General features: G+C 71.6%; 14 protein-coding genes. 7 read left to right on the top strand and 7 right to left on the bottom strand.

The features are described from left to right. The first annotated feature begins 5 nt into the window (after positions 1–5). Positions 6–1,028 carry an aldo/keto reductase family protein gene (locus AB0J88_RS32825; protein ID WP_364357080.1) on the top strand — a complete coding sequence of 341 codons (1,023 nt, stop codon included), beginning with the start codon at positions 6–8 and terminating at the stop codon, positions 1,026–1,028. Here AB0J88_RS32825 and add read toward each other — a convergent pair. Next, complete coding sequence (gene add, locus AB0J88_RS32820) at positions 1,025–1,954, bottom strand: adenosine deaminase (RefSeq protein ID WP_364357083.1); 930 nt, start codon at positions 1,952–1,954, stop codon at positions 1,025–1,027. The genes AB0J88_RS32825 and add overlap by 4 nt on opposite strands. 23 nt (positions 1,955–1,977) lie before the next feature. Between add and AB0J88_RS32815 the strand changes: the two genes are divergently transcribed. Together AB0J88_RS32815 and AB0J88_RS32810 are read left to right on the top strand one after the other, a co-directional pair. Further along, positions 1,978–3,300, top strand: coding sequence for an aldehyde dehydrogenase family protein (locus AB0J88_RS32815; protein ID WP_364357086.1), 1,323 nt, complete (start codon positions 1,978–1,980; stop codon positions 3,298–3,300). A 110-nt stretch (positions 3,301–3,410) separates the two neighbouring features. Beyond that, positions 3,411–4,874 carry an MFS transporter gene (locus AB0J88_RS32810; protein WP_364357089.1) on the top strand — a complete coding sequence of 488 codons (1,464 nt, stop codon included), beginning with the start codon at positions 3,411–3,413 and terminating at the stop codon, positions 4,872–4,874. A 7-nt stretch (positions 4,875–4,881) separates the two neighbouring features. Here AB0J88_RS32810 and AB0J88_RS32805 read toward each other — a convergent pair whose 3' ends face one another. Next, positions 4,882–5,955, bottom strand: coding sequence for a hypothetical protein (locus AB0J88_RS32805; protein ID WP_364357092.1), 1,074 nt, complete (start codon positions 5,953–5,955; stop codon positions 4,882–4,884). A 253-nt stretch (positions 5,956–6,208) separates the two neighbouring features. Here AB0J88_RS32805 and AB0J88_RS32800 point away from each other — a divergent pair, with 253 nt between their 5' ends. The 3 genes from AB0J88_RS32800 (at position 6,209) to AB0J88_RS32790 (ending at position 11,293) form a co-directional block, all read left to right on the top strand. Continuing rightward, complete coding sequence (locus AB0J88_RS32800) at positions 6,209–9,919, top strand: family 78 glycoside hydrolase catalytic domain (RefSeq protein ID WP_364357095.1); 3,711 nt, start codon at positions 6,209–6,211, stop codon at positions 9,917–9,919. Between the two features lie 90 nt (positions 9,920–10,009). Next, positions 10,010–11,074 (top strand): LacI family DNA-binding transcriptional regulator, encoded by a 1,065-nt coding sequence (locus AB0J88_RS32795; RefSeq protein ID WP_364357098.1) that lies wholly within the window; start codon positions 10,010–10,012, stop codon positions 11,072–11,074. 15 nt (positions 11,075–11,089) lie between these two features. Next, complete coding sequence (locus AB0J88_RS32790) at positions 11,090–11,293, top strand: hypothetical protein (RefSeq protein ID WP_364357101.1); 204 nt, start codon at positions 11,090–11,092, stop codon at positions 11,291–11,293. A 15-nt stretch (positions 11,294–11,308) separates the two neighbouring features. Here the strand turns inward: AB0J88_RS32790 and AB0J88_RS32785 are convergent, their stop codons facing one another. Both AB0J88_RS32785 and AB0J88_RS32780 read right to left on the bottom strand, forming a co-directional pair. After that, positions 11,309–12,694, bottom strand: a complete 1,386-nt coding sequence (locus tag AB0J88_RS32785) for a cation:dicarboxylase symporter family transporter (RefSeq protein WP_364357104.1) — start codon at positions 12,692–12,694, stop codon at positions 11,309–11,311. A gap of 192 nt (positions 12,695–12,886) precedes the next feature. Further along, positions 12,887–13,297 carry a helix-turn-helix domain-containing protein gene (locus tag AB0J88_RS32780; RefSeq protein WP_364357107.1) on the bottom strand — a complete coding sequence of 137 codons (411 nt, stop codon included), beginning with the start codon at positions 13,295–13,297 and terminating at the stop codon, positions 12,887–12,889. Between the two features lie 77 nt (positions 13,298–13,374). On the opposite strand from AB0J88_RS32780, the gene AB0J88_RS32775 reads away from it, so the two are divergent. Then, entirely contained in the window at positions 13,375–14,184 is an 810-nt protein-coding gene (locus tag AB0J88_RS32775) for an NAD(P)H-binding protein (RefSeq protein WP_364357110.1), read from the top strand. 83 nt (positions 14,185–14,267) lie between these two features. On the opposite strand, the gene AB0J88_RS32770 is transcribed toward AB0J88_RS32775, so the two are convergent. Genes AB0J88_RS32770 through AB0J88_RS32760 form a run of 3 tightly spaced genes read right to left on the bottom strand, consistent with a single transcriptional unit; the run spans position 14,268 to position 16,494 of the window. Then, a complete protein-coding gene (locus AB0J88_RS32770) occupies positions 14,268–14,777 on the bottom strand; it encodes an LURP-one-related family protein (RefSeq protein WP_364357113.1) in 510 nt (169 codons plus the stop codon). A gap of 17 nt (positions 14,778–14,794) precedes the next feature. Beyond that, on the bottom strand, positions 14,795–15,409 hold the full coding sequence (locus AB0J88_RS32765; protein ID WP_364357116.1) for a CE1759 family FMN reductase: 615 nt from the start codon (positions 15,407–15,409) through the stop codon (positions 14,795–14,797). After that, the gene (locus tag AB0J88_RS32760; RefSeq protein ID WP_364357119.1) at positions 15,406–16,494 is read right to left on the bottom strand and encodes an LLM class flavin-dependent oxidoreductase; all 1,089 of its coding nucleotides are present in this window, start codon (positions 16,492–16,494) and stop codon (positions 15,406–15,408) included. Before AB0J88_RS32760 ends, AB0J88_RS32765 begins: the two co-directional genes overlap by 4 nt. Between the last annotated feature and the right edge of the window lie 51 nt (positions 16,495–16,545).

Below are 16,545 nucleotides of genomic sequence, written 5' to 3'. Positions count from 1 at the left end.
ACCGGATGGAGCATCGTGCGCTCGGCCGGTCCGGCCTGTGGGTCAGCGAAGTCGTCTACGGCAACTGGCTGACACACGGGGAGACCGTCGAGCGCACCGCCGCCACCGCGTGCGTGCGGGCGGCGTTGGACGCCGGCATCACCACCTTCGACACCGCCGACGTCTACGCGCTGGGCGCGGCCGAAGAGGTCCTGGGCCAGGCCCTCCGCGGCGTACGCCGGGAGTCGGTCGAGCTGGCGACCAAGGTCTGCCTGCCCACCGGCGACGGCCCGAACGACCGGGGACTGTCCCGCAAGCACGTCCTCGAGTCGTGCGACGCGTCGCTGCGCCGGCTGGGCACCGACCACATCGACCTCTACCAGGCGCACCGGTTCGACCCGCGTACGCCGCTGGAGGAGACGCTGGTCGCCTTCGACGATCTCGTCCGCGCGGGCAAGGTGCGCTACGTCGGGGTGTCCGAGTGGACCGCCCCACAGATCGCCGAGGCGCTGGCGCTCGCCGATGAGCTGGGTCTGACCCGGCGCATCGTCTCCAACCAGCCGCAGTACAACATGCTCTGGCGGGTGATCGAGCCCGAGGTCCTGCCGCTGTGCCGGCGCGAGGGGATCGGCCAGATCGTCTTCCAGCCGCTCGCGCAGGGCGTGCTGACCGGCAAGTACCTACCAGGTGCCGCGCCACCGGCCGGCTCGCGCGGTGCGGGCACGGGTCGCGCCCCGCGCTTCATCGGCCGGGTGCTCGGCGACGCGCTGCTCGACCGGGTCCAACGGCTGCGCCCGCTCGCCCACGAGGCCGGCCTGACGATGGCCCAGCTCGCGATCGCCTGGACCCTCGCCACCGACGGCGTCAGCGCGGCCATCATCGGCGCCAGCCGCCCGGAACAGGTCACCGAGAACGCGACCGCCGCGGGTGTCCGGCTGACCCCGGACCTGCTGGCCGCGATCGACCGGACCCTCGGCGACCTGGTCGACACCGACCCGTCGAAGACCGCCGACATGTTCGCGGTCAAGCCGGAGTGGGCGCGCGTCTAGGACAGCGATTCCTTGAGCGCGGCGGGTGCGGCGCTCGCGATGACGGAGCAGCGGGCCAGGTCCGCCTGTTCGGCCGGGTCGGTGGTGAGCAGGGCGTACTGGGTGGTCAGGTCCCCGCCGAACAGCAACGGGTCGTCGGTGCCGAGCGCGACCAGCACTCCCGCCGCGCGCAGCTCGCGGATCGGCAGCTCGGTGATCGCCGCGACGCCCAGCGGAGGATAGGAGGTCGGGCAGACCTCCAGCGCCACCGCACGCTCGGCGAGCAGGTCGCGGGTGGCCGGGTCGTGCATCGCGGTCAGCCCGTGGCCGATCCGCTGGGCGCCGAGCACGGTGACGCAGTCGGCGACGTGGGACGCGGGCGTGTAGAAGCCGGCGTGCGGCACCACCAGCAGCCCGGCCTCGGCGGCCAGGCGGCAGGCCGGCGCCATGTCCTCCACATGGCCCAGGCGCTCGTCGTTGGACAGTCCGAAACCGACGACACCCCGGTCCGCGTACGCCGCCGCCAGCTTGGCCAGGCGCAGCGCGTGCTCGGGTCCCGCGCCCCAGCTCGCGGCGACGACGACGCCGACCGGGATCGGGGCGCGGGCGGCGCCGGTCAGGGCCGCCTCGATCGCTCCGTGCAGGCTGCCCGCCACCACGGCGTACGACGTCGGGTCGACCTGCAACTCGATCCAGCGCGCGCCGCACGCGGCGTCGTCCTCGGCGGCCTCGACCACTACCCGCTCGATGTCCTCCGGCCCACGGATCGTGGCCCTGGCCAGGTCGTACCGCTGCTGGAAGGCGGCCCATTCGTGCACCGTGCCGGGCACGAACGGCGGCGGCAGGGGCAGTCCCTCGCGGGCCGCCAGTTCGGCCAGCGTCGTCGGCCTCATCGCCCCCGTGAGATGCAGATGCAGGTTGGTCTTGGGTAGCGTCGCCGCTGTCACCCCCGGAACAATACGGAGGCACCGTGTCTGTCGAGAGCAGCACCGCCGAGGCCGCGATCGCCGCGCGTGAGCTGGCCACCTGGTCCGGCGCCCGGCGCCGCGACGCCCTGCACGCCGCTGCCGACGCGCTGACGGCCGCCGCCGAGCCGATCATCGAAGCGGCCATGGCCGAGACCGGTCTGGCCCGGCCGCGGCTCGAGGGCGAGATGACCCGCACGACCGGCCAGCTGAGGCTGCTCGGTGACTTCGTCGCCGACGGTCGGGACCGCCCGGTGGTCCGCTCCGCCGGCGCCGCGCCCGGCGGCGGCGACATCGTCGCGGTGCGGGTGCCGATCGGGCCGGTCGCGGTGTTCGCCGCCTCGAACTTCCCGCTGGCCTTCGGCGTGCTCGGCGGCGACACCGCGTCGGCGCTCGCCGCGGGCTGCCCGGTGGTCGCCAAGGCGCACCCGGCACAGCCGGAGACCGCCCGGCTGATCGCGGCCGCCGTCAAGCCCGCGCTCGGCGACGCGTTCCGGGTCGTGGAGGGCGGCGCCGACGTCTCGCTCGCGCTGGTCCGCGCGCCGGAGATCCGCGCGGTCGGCTTCACCGGCTCCGCGGCGGGCGGCCGGGCGCTGATGGACGCGGCCGCCGCCCGCCCCGACCCGATCCCGGTGTACGCCGAGATGGGCGCGCTGAACCCGGTGTTCGTCTTCCCCTCCGCGCTGGGCGACGAGCGCTGGCCGGCCACCCTGGCGGCCGCGGTGACCGGCTCGGCCGGGCAGCTGTGCACCAAGCCCGGCCTGGTGGTCGTGCCCGACGGCGCGGCGGGCGCGGCGTTCGCCGACCGGCTGGCCGCCGAGGTCGCCGAGACGCCCGTCTTCGAGCGGATGCTGACCGCCGCGATGGCCACCGAGCACGCCGCGTGGCGCGACCGCGCGCCGGTGGCCGAGGGCGCGGCGACCGCGCCGGACGGCGGTGCGGCCCCGTTCGCCGTGCGGGTCGCCGGCGAAGCGCTCGACGGTGAGCTGCTGGCGGAGCACTTCGGGCCGACCGTCGTGATCGCACAGTCGGCTGTGGATCGTTACGGTGCGCTGGCCGGCCGCTTGGAAGGCAGCCTGACCGCGACCGTGTTGGCCGGCGAGGGCGACGACGACGCGGTCCGGGCGCTGCTGCCGGCGCTGGTCGACCGCGCTGGCCGGGTCGTCTACAACGGGGTGCCGACCGGCGTCGCGGTGGTCGACGCGATGCAGCACGGCGGTCCGTGGCCGGCAGCGTCCGGCGCGTTCACCTCGGTCGGCACGGCCGCGGTCGAGCGCTTCCTGCGCACGGTCGCGCTCCAGAACCTCCCGGAGCGGCTCATTCCGTAGGCGGAAGTGGCCAGTGGTGCCAGCGGTTTCCGCGACGGCCGGAACCGCGACGACCAGCGGGAATAGGCTGAGGGCGCATCTGACCTCTCAGTGAGGGCGACCTTCACCCCATGGCGGCACCCCCGAGGCAGCACGTGACCAGGCAGGCCGCGCAGCCGCCGCGCGCCCGGGGAATCCTGGTGCTGGCCATCTGCTGTAGCAGCATCTTCATCGTCGGCCTGGACACCAGCGCGCTCAACGTCGCTCTGCCGTCGATCCAGCAGGATTTCAACGCGTCGATCCAGGGCGCGCAGTGGACGCTGGCCTCGTACATGCTGGTGCTCGCGTCGTTCCTGATCGTGTCGGCCTCGATCGGCGACCGGATAGGCCGGCGGCGCGTCTTCCAGGTGGGTCTGGCCGTGTTCGCGCTCGGGTCGCTGCTGTGCGCGCTGGCGCCCAACCTCGGCTGGCTGATCGCGTTCCGGGTCCTGCAGGGGCTCGGTGGCAGCATGCTGAACCCGGTCGCCCTCTCGATCATTACCAACACCTTCACGGAACGGCGGGCGCGGGCGAAGGCGATCGGCTTCTGGGGTGCCACGGTGGGCGTGAGCGTCGCCACCGGTCCGATCCTGGGCGGCGTGCTGGTGCAGGCGTTCTCCTGGCGGGCGATCTTCCTGATCAACGTGCCGATCGCGATCACCGCGTACGTCCTGGCCGGCCGCTACATCCGCGAGTCGATGTCGGCGAAGCACCGCAGGCTGGACCTGCTCGCCCAGGTGTTGCTCGTGCTGCTGGTCGGGTCCCTGACCTACGCGATCATCGAGCTGCCGATGAAGGGCATGTCACCGGCGATCCTCGGCTTCTTCCTGGGTGCCGCCGTAGCCTTCGTGGTGCTGGTGTGGTGGGAGCTACGCCGGCGGGAGCCGCTGATCGACCTGCGGTTCTTCCGCTCGCCGCCGTTCTCCGGCGCCACGGCGATCGCGCTGCTGGCGTACACGGCGCAGGGCGGCTTCCTACTCCTCAACACCTTCTACCTCCAGGACGTGCTGGCGTTCTCGCCCGTCCAGGCCGGTCTGGCGATCCTGCCGATGGCGACCCTGCTGGCGGTGTTCAGCCCCATATCCGGTCGGGTGGTGGCCCGCTACGGCCCACGCCCGTCGCTTGTCATCGGTGGCCTGTCCGTTCTGGTGGCCGGCGTGATCACCGTGGTGCCGCGCAGCGACCCGCACTACTTCCGCCTGTTCTTCATGTACTGCCTGATCGGCTTCGGCCTGGGCTGGACGAACGCGGCGATCACGAACACGGCGGTGGCCGGCATGCCCAACCGCCAGGCCGGTGTGGCCGCGGGCATCGCCTCGACGATGCGGCAGCTCGGCCAGACCCTCGGCGTCGCGATCATCGGGTCGATCATCGCGGGGCAGGTGGTCGAGGTGGCGCAGACGCCGGCGTTCATGCGGGCTTACCACATCAGTTGGGCGGTGATCGGTGCCATCGGTCTGGCCAACCTGGTCATCGGGTTGCTCTCGACGTCGCCGCGCGCCATGCGTTCGGCGCGGACCAACACCGAACGCATGGGCGCGGCCGCCCGTGATTAGAGGGTGTCTACTTCACTCGCAGGGTTGCGGTCGCGGTCGCCGACTTGCCGTCGACCGTCAGCCGGTACACGAAGCTGTCGTTGTGCTTGGCCGTGTTGCGGTAGACGAATCCCTTGCTGGTGGTGCGCACGATCGTCCCGTACGCCGGCGGGGTGACGATCTCCAAGGTGGCCGCGCTGGTGGCCGCGTCGTTGACCAGCACGCTGATCGTCTTCTGCTCGCGGTAGCCCACCTGAACCGTGTCGTCCACGGCATGGGGCGCCTCGGTGAACGCGCCCCGCCCGTTGCCGATGAAGTGCGCGACCTCACCGGTGTCCCAGCTCTCGAGGCGGACGTCGAGCTTGCTGTCGCCGTTGGCGTCGAGCGCGTCGACGGCGTAGTAGCTGCCGTCGTCGCGCAGGACCACCCGCTCGCCGTCGTCGAGCACGACGACCGCGGCCGTGTCCGGCACCTGCGGGTACGCGCCGGTGTATCCGACGACGAGGTCACTGGCGCCGTTGCGGTCGAAGTCGGCGAACTCGAAACCCAAGTCCAGTGCCTGCTGGCGCACGGGACCCGGCACGAGCTGCCCGGACGGCGTGTTGAGCCAGGTCAGGATGCCGCTGCCCTGGTCGGTCCACTCGTACACGTCGACCAGGTCGTCGGTGTTGAAGTTCTCCAGGCCGATGAAGCTGGGCTGGTTGATGGCGTCGAAGCCGCCGGCCGGCGTGAAGTCCTCGAGCACGACCAGGTCGCTGTCGACCCCGGGCGTGCGCCCGTTGAAGTACGCCAGCACGAGCTCGGCCGTGCCGTCGCCGCCGAGGTCGACGATCACCCCCATGTCGGGGCAGTAGCCGACCTCGGACGGGTCCGGCCAGGTGTAGCGGGTGGCCGCGCCGAAGACGCCACCAGGCTGGCCGAGCTCGACGTCGACGCCACAGTCGCCTTCCAGGTCGACCAGGGTGGCCCGGTCGGTGCGGCCGTCGCCGTTGACGTCGCCGAACAGCGCGTCGCCGGGACCGCCCGCGTGCGCCGGTCCGGCGACCGCCGTCGTCGCCAGCGCTGCCACGGCCAGTGCCGCAAGAACTCGCTTAGTCCTCAATTCGCGTCCTTCCCCCATGTGTGTTCCCGGCCCGTGCGGCCGGGCTGAGTTGGCGGACCGTAACGCATCCCGCGCGGGCGGTGACAGCGCGTTGACCGGATCCCGACTCCCGACAACCTCCGTCGGACATGGACGAGCATCGTTGCCAGGTGTGGTGGCGATCCGTAGCATGACGTTTACGGCCGTCGATGAAACGTTTCACCGCCGGTCGTCGCACCGATCCGCCCGTCCCCGGATCGTCTGGAGGGATCCCATGCCAGCCACCACACCGCGCCGCCTCGCCGGCGCGGCCACCACCCTCGCCTGCGTCGCGGCCCTGCTGTTCGCCGGTGCCGCGCCCGCGCAGGCCGCGCCGGTCAACCTGGCCGGTGCCAACTGGATCTGGTACCCGGAAGGCAACCCGGCCGACACCGCGCCCGCCGCCACCCGCTACCTGCGCCGCACGTTCACCGCACCGTCCGGCGTGGTCAGTGAGGCGCAGTTCGTGGTGACCGGCGACGACAGCGTCGACGTGTGGCTCAACGGCGTGCCGCTGGCCAGCTCGGCCCAGGTGGTCGACTCCTGGCGTCAGGCGCTCTACGTCGACCTGGCCGGCGCCCTGCGACCCGGCGCCAACACGCTCGCGGTCGCGGCCCGCAACACCGCCGCCGGACCCGCCGGCGTGCTCGGCCGGCTGCGCGTGGTCGCCGCGGGCGGCACCGTCGAGCTCGTCACCGACGCGTCGTGGAAGGCCGCGAACAGCGTCGGTCCTGACTGGACGGAGCCGGCGACCAGCGACGCGAGCTGGCCCGCCGCGCTCGTCACCGCCGGCTACGGCGCCGGGCCGTGGGGGAGCGGCGTCACCGGGCCGGACATCACCGCCGCCTCGCCCCTGACGGTGACCGCGCCGACCACCGAGCGCCGGGTCACGCCGATCGGTGTCGACGCCGCGAAGCCGCGCTTCGGCTGGAAGGCGACCGCGCCGGCCGGCACCGAGCTCCTCCAGGCCGCGTACCAGGTCATCGTCTCGACGACCGAGGCCGGGGCGCAGGGCGGCACGGGCAACGTCTGGGACAGCGGGCGGGTGGTCTCCGGCCGTTCGGTCGACGCCACCTACGGGGGCGCCGCGCTCGCGTCGCGGACCCGCTACTGGTGGCGGGCGCGCGTCTGGGACACGCAGGGCCGGCAAGGATCGTGGGGTCCGGTGAGCTGGTTCGAGACCGGGCAGTTCGACACCGCCAACGGCTGGCAGGCCGCGTTCATCGGGTCGTCCGCGACCGCGCCGGCGCTGTCCGGCGCCACCTGGATCTGGTACCCGGAGGGCGATCCGGGCGCGAGCGCGCCCATCGGCACCCGCTACCTGCGCCGCACGTTCACGCTCCCGGCGGGCGCCGTCACCCGCGGCACGCTGACCCTCACCGGTGACGACACCGCCGACGTCTGGGTCAACGGCACCCAGGTGAGCAGTTCGCCACGGGTGTACGAGTCGTGGAAGAGCGCGGCCGTCCTCGACGTCACCGCCCGGCTGGTGGCGGGTGGCACCAACACCATCGCCATCGCGACCGAGAACACCACGGTCTCGCCGGCCGGCGCGATCGCCGCGCTCGAGGTGACCGGCGCGGCCACCACCCGCGTGGTCACCGACGGTGCCTGGAAGGCGAGCCAGACGGCGCCTTCGGGCTGGCAGAACCCCGGCTTCAACGACGCCTCGTGGCCCGCCGCTCGGGCGATCGCCGGCTACGGCGCCGGCCCGTGGGGCAGCCAGGTGTCCGTCGTGCGCGGGGCGCCGTACCTGCGCAAGGGCTTCTCGTTGGCGAAGCCGGTGGCCAGTGCCCGGCTGATGGTGACCGCCCTCGGCCTGCACGAGACGCGGATCAACGGCGCGAAGGTCGGCACGGAGGCGCTCGCTCCAGGGTGGACGGACTACAACCGCCGTGTGCAGTACCGGATCCTCGACGTCACGGCGCAGGTGCGGCAGGGCGACAACGCGATCGGCGCCTACCTCGGCAACGGCTGGTACTCGGGATCGCTGGGGATGGGCGGCAACCAGCGCTACGGCACCCAGCCGTGGTACTCGGCCGACCTCCTGGTCACCCATACCGACGGCACCACGACGACGGTGCGTACCGACGGGTCCTGGCGCACGTCCTCGAGTCCGATCCGGTTCGACGACATCTTCCACGGCGAGGAGTACGACGCCCGGGTCGCGCTGCCAGGTTGGGACCAGCCGGGGTTCAACGACGCGTCCTGGGCGGCCGCGACGGTGCGCGCGGGTGCCAAGCCCAACCTGGTGGCGTCGGTCGACCCGGGCGTCGCGGTGCAGGCGACCCTGCCGGCGGTCGCGGTCACCCAGCCCACGCCGGGCGTCTGGGTGGTCGACCTCGGGCAGAACTTCGCGGGCTGGAACCGGCTGCGCGTGCGCGGGCCGGCCGGCACGACGGTGACGATGCGGCACGCCGAGGTGCTCAACCCGAACGGCACCGTCTACCTGGCCAACCTGCGCGCGGCCCGCGCGACCGACCGGTTCACCTTGGCCGGCACCGGTGCCGACGAGGTCTACGAGCCGCGGTTCACGGTGCACGGCTACCGCTATGTCGAGCTGACCGGCTTCCCTGGCACGCCTTCGCTGTCCACGGTGACCGGGCTCGCGGCGTGGACCAACGGCACTGCGACGGGGACGTTCAGCACCTCGAACGCTTTGGTAAACCAGGTGCAGCGGAGCATCCTGTGGGGGCAGCGGTCCAACATGCTGACGATTCCGACCGACTGCCCGCAGCGCGACGAGCGGCTGGGCTGGACCGGCGACATCGCGGCGTTCGTGGGCACGTCGACGTTCAACATGGACGTGCACGGGCTGCTCGACAAGTTCACCGACGACCTGACCGACGCGCAGCGCTCCGACGGCGCTTTCACCGACGTGGCGCCGGCGGTCTGCTGCGGCGCGGGCACGGCCGGTTGGGGCGACGCGGGCGTGATCGTGCCGTACACCGTCTGGCAGCGTTATGGGGATCTGCGGATCGTCGACGAGAACTTCACGGCGATGCGGCGCTGGGTCGACTACTCCCGGGCCACGGCGGGTGCGGACCTGATCCGCAACCAGTCGACGTACGGGGACTGGCTCAACGTGAGTGACAACACCGCCAACGACCTCATCTCGACGGCCTACTTCGCCTACAGCGCCCGGCTGGTCTCCCGGATGGCGGCGGCAACGGGTCGGACCTCCGAGGCGGCGTCCTACGGGACCCTCGCCGACCAGGTGGCGGCCGCGTTCACGGGGCGGTTCGTCGCGGCGGACGGCACGGTCTCGGGCAACACCCAGACGGGGTACGTGCTGGCGCTCTCGTTCGGGCTCGTGCCTTCCGGTCGGGTGCGGGCGGTGGCGGACAAGCTGGCCGCCAAGGTGGCCTCCCGCAGCGGTCATCTGTCCGTCGGCTTCCTGGGCGTGGAGAACCTGCTGCCGGTGCTGGCCGAGAACGGGCACCTGGGGACCGCTTACCAGGTGTTGCTCCAGCCGGACTATCCCGGCTGGGGCTACATGAGCGCGCGCGGTGGCACGACGATCTGGGAGCGCTGGGACGGGATCCGCACGGACGGGTCGTTCCAGGACCCGGGGATGAACTCGTTCAACCACTATGGACTGGGGTCGGTCGGGGACTTCCTCTACCGGTCGGTCGGCGGCGTGGGGCCGGACCCGCGTGACCCGGGCTACCACCGCCTGGTGATCGCGCCGCGGCCCGGTGGCGGGCTCACCTCCGGGCGGGCCGACCTGTCGACGCCGTACGGGCGGGCGCTGTCGGACTGGTCGATCTCCGGTGGCACTCTCACCCTGCGGGTCGAGATCCCGGCCAACACCACCGCGACGGTACGGGTGCCCGCGCCGTCGGCTTCCGCGGTCAGCGCCCCCGCGCAGGCGGTGGCCATGGGCTACACGGGCGGCGCGGCCGTCTACCAACTCGCGGCCGGCTCCTACACGTTCACCGTCTGACACATTTACCACTTGCGGTTTTCTCCCCGCGGCGTACTGTATCGATCCAGAAGGGTTCTGGATCGATACAGTGCCGGAGGTGGTGGGCTCATGCGACCCACGTTGCAGACCGTGGCCGACGCCATCGGGGTGTCGCGCAGCACCGTCTCGAACGCCTACAGCCGGCCTGACCAGCTCTCCGCGGACCTGCGCGACCGCATCCTGGCCGCGGCTGCCGCGCTGGGCTACGCCGGCCCGGACCCGACGGCGCGGTCGCTGCGCAAGCGACGGGCCGGTGCGATCGGGATGCTGTTCACCGCCAGCCTGTCGTTCGCGTTCACGGACCCCTATGCCGTGGGTTACCTGCGCGGCCTGGCCGAGGCGGCCGAACAGGCCCGGACGGGGTTGCTGCTGCTCCCGCTGTCGATCGAGGACGACGCGGCGGCGGTGGCGGCGGTCAACGAGGCCGTGGTCGACGGCTTCTGCGTCTACTGCATGCCCGACTGGCACCCGGCGCTGGACGCCCTCGCGGCCCGCGGGCTGCCGGTGGTCAGCGGGCAGCGGCGGTCCAGCGACGGCCCGGCGTCGGCGTTCGTCGGCATCGACGAGGCCTCTGCCACCCGGGCCGCGGGAGAGCACCTGATGGCGCTCGGGCACCGGCGGGTAGCGGTGATCGGCGACTACCTCAGCGTCGCGCCGACGATCGGTCCCGCGCTGCTGTCGTCGCCGGCCGACGTGGCCTACTACACCAGCCGCGAACGACTGCGCGGCTACCAGTCGGCGTTCGCCGCCGCCGGCGTCGAGTGGCCGACGGTCACCACGGTCAACGTGCCCGGCAACTGCCGGGACGACGGCGCGGCCGCGGCGGCGCATCTGTTGGATCGAGCGCCGCGGCCGACCGCGATCGCGGCGCTCAGCGACATCGTCGCGCTCGGGGTGCTCGACGCCCTGCGGGCGCGCGGGCTCCAACCGGGCCGTGACGTCTCGGTCGTCGGCTTCGACGACATCCCGGAGGCCGCGGCCGAGAACCTGACCACCGTCCACCAGCCGGCGTCCGAGCGCGGCCGACGCTCCGGCGAACTGTTGCTAGACCCACCGGCCGATCCGGCCGACCGCACCGTCGTGCTGCCGACGCGGCTCGTGGTGCGGGCGACAACCGGCCCGGCCCCGTCCTGACAGGAGTGTTCCGTCATGCTCGATCCCACGGCCTTCGTACAGGCCATGAACGCGACCCGCGACCACGTCTACTCGGCCCGCCCGGACGCCCCGGTGGTGCCAGACCGCACACGCCGCACGGGGCGCGGCGATCCGCTGCGCCGGGTCGCGGCCGCGGTGCTCCGGAGGGCGGCCGACCGGGTCGAACCGCGCCGGGCCTGCTCGACCGCAACGATCTAGACGGCCTGAGACCTTCTAGATCGGTTCAGAGTTGTTGTGGGTCGGTCGGTCGCTGCCGGTGCGTTGGGCGGCGACCACCGGCTCGCGTTCGGGTTCCGGGTCGGCGTCCAGCATCGTGGCTTCGTCAAAGGGGTCCGCGCCGCTCAGGACCGCCTGGGCACGGTCCTTGTCCAGTTCGCCCGCCCAGTGGCCGACCAGGAACGTGGCCACCGCGTTGCCGGCGAAGTTGGTCAGGGCCCTGGCCTCTGACATGAAGCGGTCGATGCCGACGATCAGGCCGACGCCGTCCACCAGGTCCGGGCGGTGCGACTGCAGGCCGCCCGCCAGTGTGGCGAGGCCGGCCCCTGTCACCCCCGCCGCGCCCTTCGACGCGATGATCATGAAGAGCAGCAGGCCGATCTGTTCGCCTACCGCCAGCGGCTTGTTCAGGGCGTCCGCGATGAAGATCGAGGCCATCGTCAGGTAGATCGCCGTGCCGTCCAGGTTGAACGAGTAGCCGGTCGGGACCGTGATGCCGACCACCGTGCGGGAGACGCCTACGTGCTCCATCTTCGCGATCAGGCGTGGTAGCGCCGACTCCGACGACGAGGTCGACAGGATCAGCAGGAACTCGCGGCCCAGGTAGCGGAACACCGACAGGATGTTGAGGCCCGTGACCAGCTTGAGCAGCGTGCCGAGCACGAGGAACACGAAGATCAGGCAGGTCAGGTAGAAGCCCAGCATGATCTGGAGCAGCCCGGCGAGGGCCTTCCAGCCGGTCTCGCCGACCACGGCGGCGATGGCGCCGAACGCGCCGATCGGTGCCACCCACATGATCATCGCGAGCACCCGGAAGACCAGTTTCTGCAGGAAGCCGACCGCCCGCAGGATCGGTTCGCCGGTCGGGCCCATCGCCTGGATCGCGAAGCCGACCAGCAGGGCGACGAGCAGCGTCTGCAGGACCTGCGAGTTGGTCAGGGCCGAGAACAGCGTGGTCGGGATGATGCCGAGCAGGAAGTCGACGGTGCCTTCGGACTCGCTGGTGTCCGGCGCCTCGCCGGCGGACAGGTCCAGGCCGCTGCCGGGGTGCAGCAGGTTGCCGACCACCAGCCCGATCGCCAGCGCGACCGTGGACATCAGCAGGAAGTAGCCGAGCGCCAGGCCGCCGACCTTGCCGACCTTGGCGGCCTGGCGCACCGAGCCGATGCCGAGCACGATCGTGCAGAAGATGATCGGGCTGATCATCATCTTGATCAGGTTGACGAAGCCGGTGCCGAGCGGCTTGAGGCTCTCACCGACCCCGGGCGCGACGAGCCCGACGAAGATGCCAGCCAGCACGGCGACGATGACGGCCAGATACAGATACTTGGTCCGGTCACGGCGCGCCGGCGCGCCAGCGGGCCTGTCCTCGGCGATCGACATGTGGGCATTCATGCCCGGGTGTGACCGTGCTCACACGCGATACTTCGGTCCACATCGAAAGAACGACCCCGCGCCCGGCCGGTGGCGGCCCGCGCCGCGGTTCGGCAGCGAGACCTTCAACGCAGCGCACCGGTCCGGTGCGACCCGGCGGCCCGGGCGATGCCGCTGTCCTCCGGCCTCGACCGGACGCGCTCAGCGGCTGTGGGTCTCGTCGTAGTCACGGCGGGACTCGGCGATGACCTCCCGGTGGGCCAAGGACCAGTCCGCGAGCGCCTTGACCAGGTGGGTCAGTTCGGCGCCTGTCTCGGTGAGGCGGTAGTCGACCTGGGCCGGGACGGTCGGGTACACCGTGCGGCGCACCAGGCCGTCGCGTTCGAGGCGGCGCACGGTCAGTGTCAGCATGCGCTGGGAGATGCCGTCGATGGCCCGCTGGAGCTCGCGGAACCGGCGCGGTCCGCCGGCGAGCTCGACGATCACCAGGACCGACCACTTGTCACCGATGCGGTCTAGGACGTCGCGGATGCCGCAGTCCGGGTGGTGCTCGCGTCCGCAGGGTTCCAGGTCGGCGGGCGAGGTGGTTACGCCGGTGTGCGTGGGTGACATCAAGGTGCCTTCTTGTGGTGGTGGGCACGCGGTCGAAGGATCAAGCGTAGTCAGCGACCAGGAAGGCAGCACCAGACATGATCTTCGTGACCGGAGCGAACGGGAACCTCGGCTCGGCCACGCTCGCCGCGTTGCGGTCCCGCGGTGCGCCCGCGGTGGGCGGCAGTCGCACGCCGGGACCGGGGCAGCGGCGGCTCGACCTCGACGACCCGGCGACCGTCGCGCTCACCGGGGTGACGACGCTGGTGCTCATCTCGGCCGGCTACGCCGAGGACGACCAGGTCGTGGCCCGACACGCGACGGCCGTGGACGCGGCGGCACGCGACGGGGTTCGGCACATCGTCTACACGAGCCTGACCGGCGCCGGCGACCACCTCGGTTTCGCACTCGCGCACCGAGCGACCGAACGCCTGGTGCGAGCGAGCGGCGTCCCCTGGACCATCCTGCGCAACGGCCTCTACGCCGAGCTGTTCGGCAGTCTGCTGACGTGGACCGGCGACGGCCTGGAGTCGGCGTTCGGCGACGGGGCGCTGGCCGCGGTAGCCCGAGCGGACCTGGCCGAAGCCGCGGCAACCGTTGCCGCAACCCCCACCGAACACGCCGGCCGCGTCCACGACCTGGTCGGCACGAAGATCACGGCCGCCCAGATAGCGGACCGACTCGACGTAAAGCACCACTCCATAACCCTGACCGAATACCGGCGCAGACTCCTCGACCAGACCGGCCTGCTCCCGTTCCAGCCACCGATGCTCGCGTCGATCGCCACGAGCGTCCGCCACGGCTTCCTGGACGCGACGACCCCCGACCTCGCCAGCATCCTCGACCGCCCACCCCGCGACCCGCTGGCCGCGGCCGTCCAGGCCGCGGCCAACGCGAGGCCGCGCTAACCCACGACGAACCTGGCAAGCGGAGCGATCCCTCGCGGGAGGAACGGACCGCACCACCGCGAACCCGAGTCATGGATCCGTCCCTAATGGTCTTCGGCTTCTTCGGCGCGCTTGCGCTCGGCCCGCGACTCGGCGAGATCCAACGCCAGCACCCCCGCCAAAATGAGCAGATCGTTCTGCCCCTCGACAATGTCGACGGCGTAGGTGTCGCGGATGGTGAACCACTTCTTCGACACGTTGGCGACGCGGCGACCGCCCAGCTCAACCTCGTACTCGTGGTCGAGCAGGTCGCCCTTCATCTCCAGGTCGTCCGGCCCCGGTACGTCGATCGTGTACTTGTCGCGGAACGGCGTGAAGAGCTTCTTGCGCATCTCGGCCGCCTCTTCGCCGCCGATGCTGATCGCGTACGTCGGCCGCAGCGCGATCAGCTTGCGGTGCACCGCGGCGACCTCGCGGCCCGACATGTCCTCGATGACCAGCTTGTCGCGCAGGCTGAGCACCTTGCCGTCGACGTGGAACACCTTGTTGCCCGCGTCGTCGGTGATGTCGAAGTCGTCGCCGATGTCGAGGAACTTCTCACGGATGAGGTACATGACCCCATCCTCGCGCATCATTCGCCGGCCAGCAGGTCCTCGAACGAGGTCTTGAGCGCGAACGGGTCGTCGACCGTCGCCGGGTCGCGGCGGGCGACCTCGGCGGCGAGCTCGGCCGCGGCGCGCCGGACCCGCTTGTCGAGCCGGCCGCCCTCCTCGTCACCGCCCCAGTCCTCGGGCGCCGCGAAGACACCGGTCGGGATGACGATCGACCGGGTGTACGCGAACAGGGGGCGCAGCGCGTGGTCGAGCGCCAGCGAGTGCCGGGCGGTGCCGCCCGTCGCGCCGATGAGCACCGGCTTGCCGGCCAGCGAGCCGTCCGGCATGACGTCGACGAACGACTTGAACAGCCCGCTGTACGACGCGGTGAAGACGGGCGAGACGGCGACCAGCCCGTCCGCGCCGGCCACCGTCTCCACCACCTTCGCGAACGCGGCGCCGGCGAAGCCGGTCAGCAGGTTGTCGGTGATCTCGTGCGCGTGGTCGCGCAGCTCGATCACCTCGATCTTCGGGTGGACACCGAGCCGGCTCAGCTCCTCGCCGGCCGCGGCCGCCAGCTTGTCGGCCAGCAGCCGCGACGACGAGGGCTGGCGCAGCCCGCCGGTGACCACCGCCAGGGTCCGCTCGCTCATGCGTCGACCTTGGCGTTCTTCGCCGCCACCAGCGACTCGTGGGTCGGTGCGTCCGGCACGTCGGCCGGGCGGTTGACCTCGAACTCCTTGCGCAGCACGGGTACGACCTCCTCGCCCAGCAGGTCGAGCTGCTCCAGCACGGTCTTTAGCGGCAGACCGGCGTGGTCCATCAGGAACAGCTGCCGCTGGTAGTCGCCCACGTAGTCGCGGAAGCCGAGTGTGCGGTCGATCACCTGCTGCGGGCTGCCGACGGTGAGCGGCGTCTCGCGGGTGAACTCCTCCATCGACGGGCCGTGGCCGTACACCGGCGCCTCGTTGAAGTAGGGGCGGAACTCGCGTACCGCGTCCTGGCTGTTCTTGCGCATGAAGACCTGCCCGCCCAGGCCGACGATGGCCTGCTCCGCGGTGCCGTGCCCGTAGTGGGCGTAGCGCTCGCGGTAGAGCGCGATCATCCGCTGGGTGTGCTCCTTGGGCCAGAAGATGTGGTTCGCGAAGAAGCCGTCGCCGTAGAACGCGGCCTGCTCGGCGATCTCCGGGCTGCGGATCGACCCGTGCCAGACGAACGGGGGTACGCCGTCCAGCGGGCGCGGCGTCGCGGTGAACGACTGCAGCGGCGTGCGGAAGCGGCCCTTCCAGTCGACCACGTCCTCGCGCCACAGCTTGTGCAGCAGCGCGTAGTTCTCGATCGCCAGCGGAATGCCGTTGCGGATGTCCTGGCCGAACCAGGGGTAGACCGGCCCGGTGTTGCCGCGGCCCATCATCAGGTCGACCCGGCCGTCGGCCAGGTGCTGGAGCATCGCGTAGTCCTCGGCGATCTTCACCGGGTCGTTGGTGGTGATCAACGTGGTCGCGGTGGAGAGCAGGAGCTTCTCCGTGCGCGCCGCGATGTAGCCGAGCATCGTGGTCGGCGAGGACGGCACGAAGGGCGGGTTGTGGTGCTCGCCCATCGCGAAGACGTCCAGGCCTACCTCTTCCACCTTCTGCGCGATGCGGACCATTGCCTTGATCCGGTCGTGCTCGCTGGGGGTCGTTCCGTTGGTCGGGTCCGGCGTCACGTCGCCGACGGTGAAGATCCCGAACTGCATCCCAAACACCTCACTTCGTTCAGCCACCGTCAACTTATTTGACGCCGCAAC

Origin of the sequence: Asanoa sp. NPDC049475 (assembly GCF_040676915.1) — a bacterium.
Taxonomy (GTDB): Bacteria; Actinomycetota; Actinomycetes; order Mycobacteriales; family Micromonosporaceae; genus Asanoa.
This window is presented reverse-complemented; position numbering and strand designations above follow the sequence as displayed.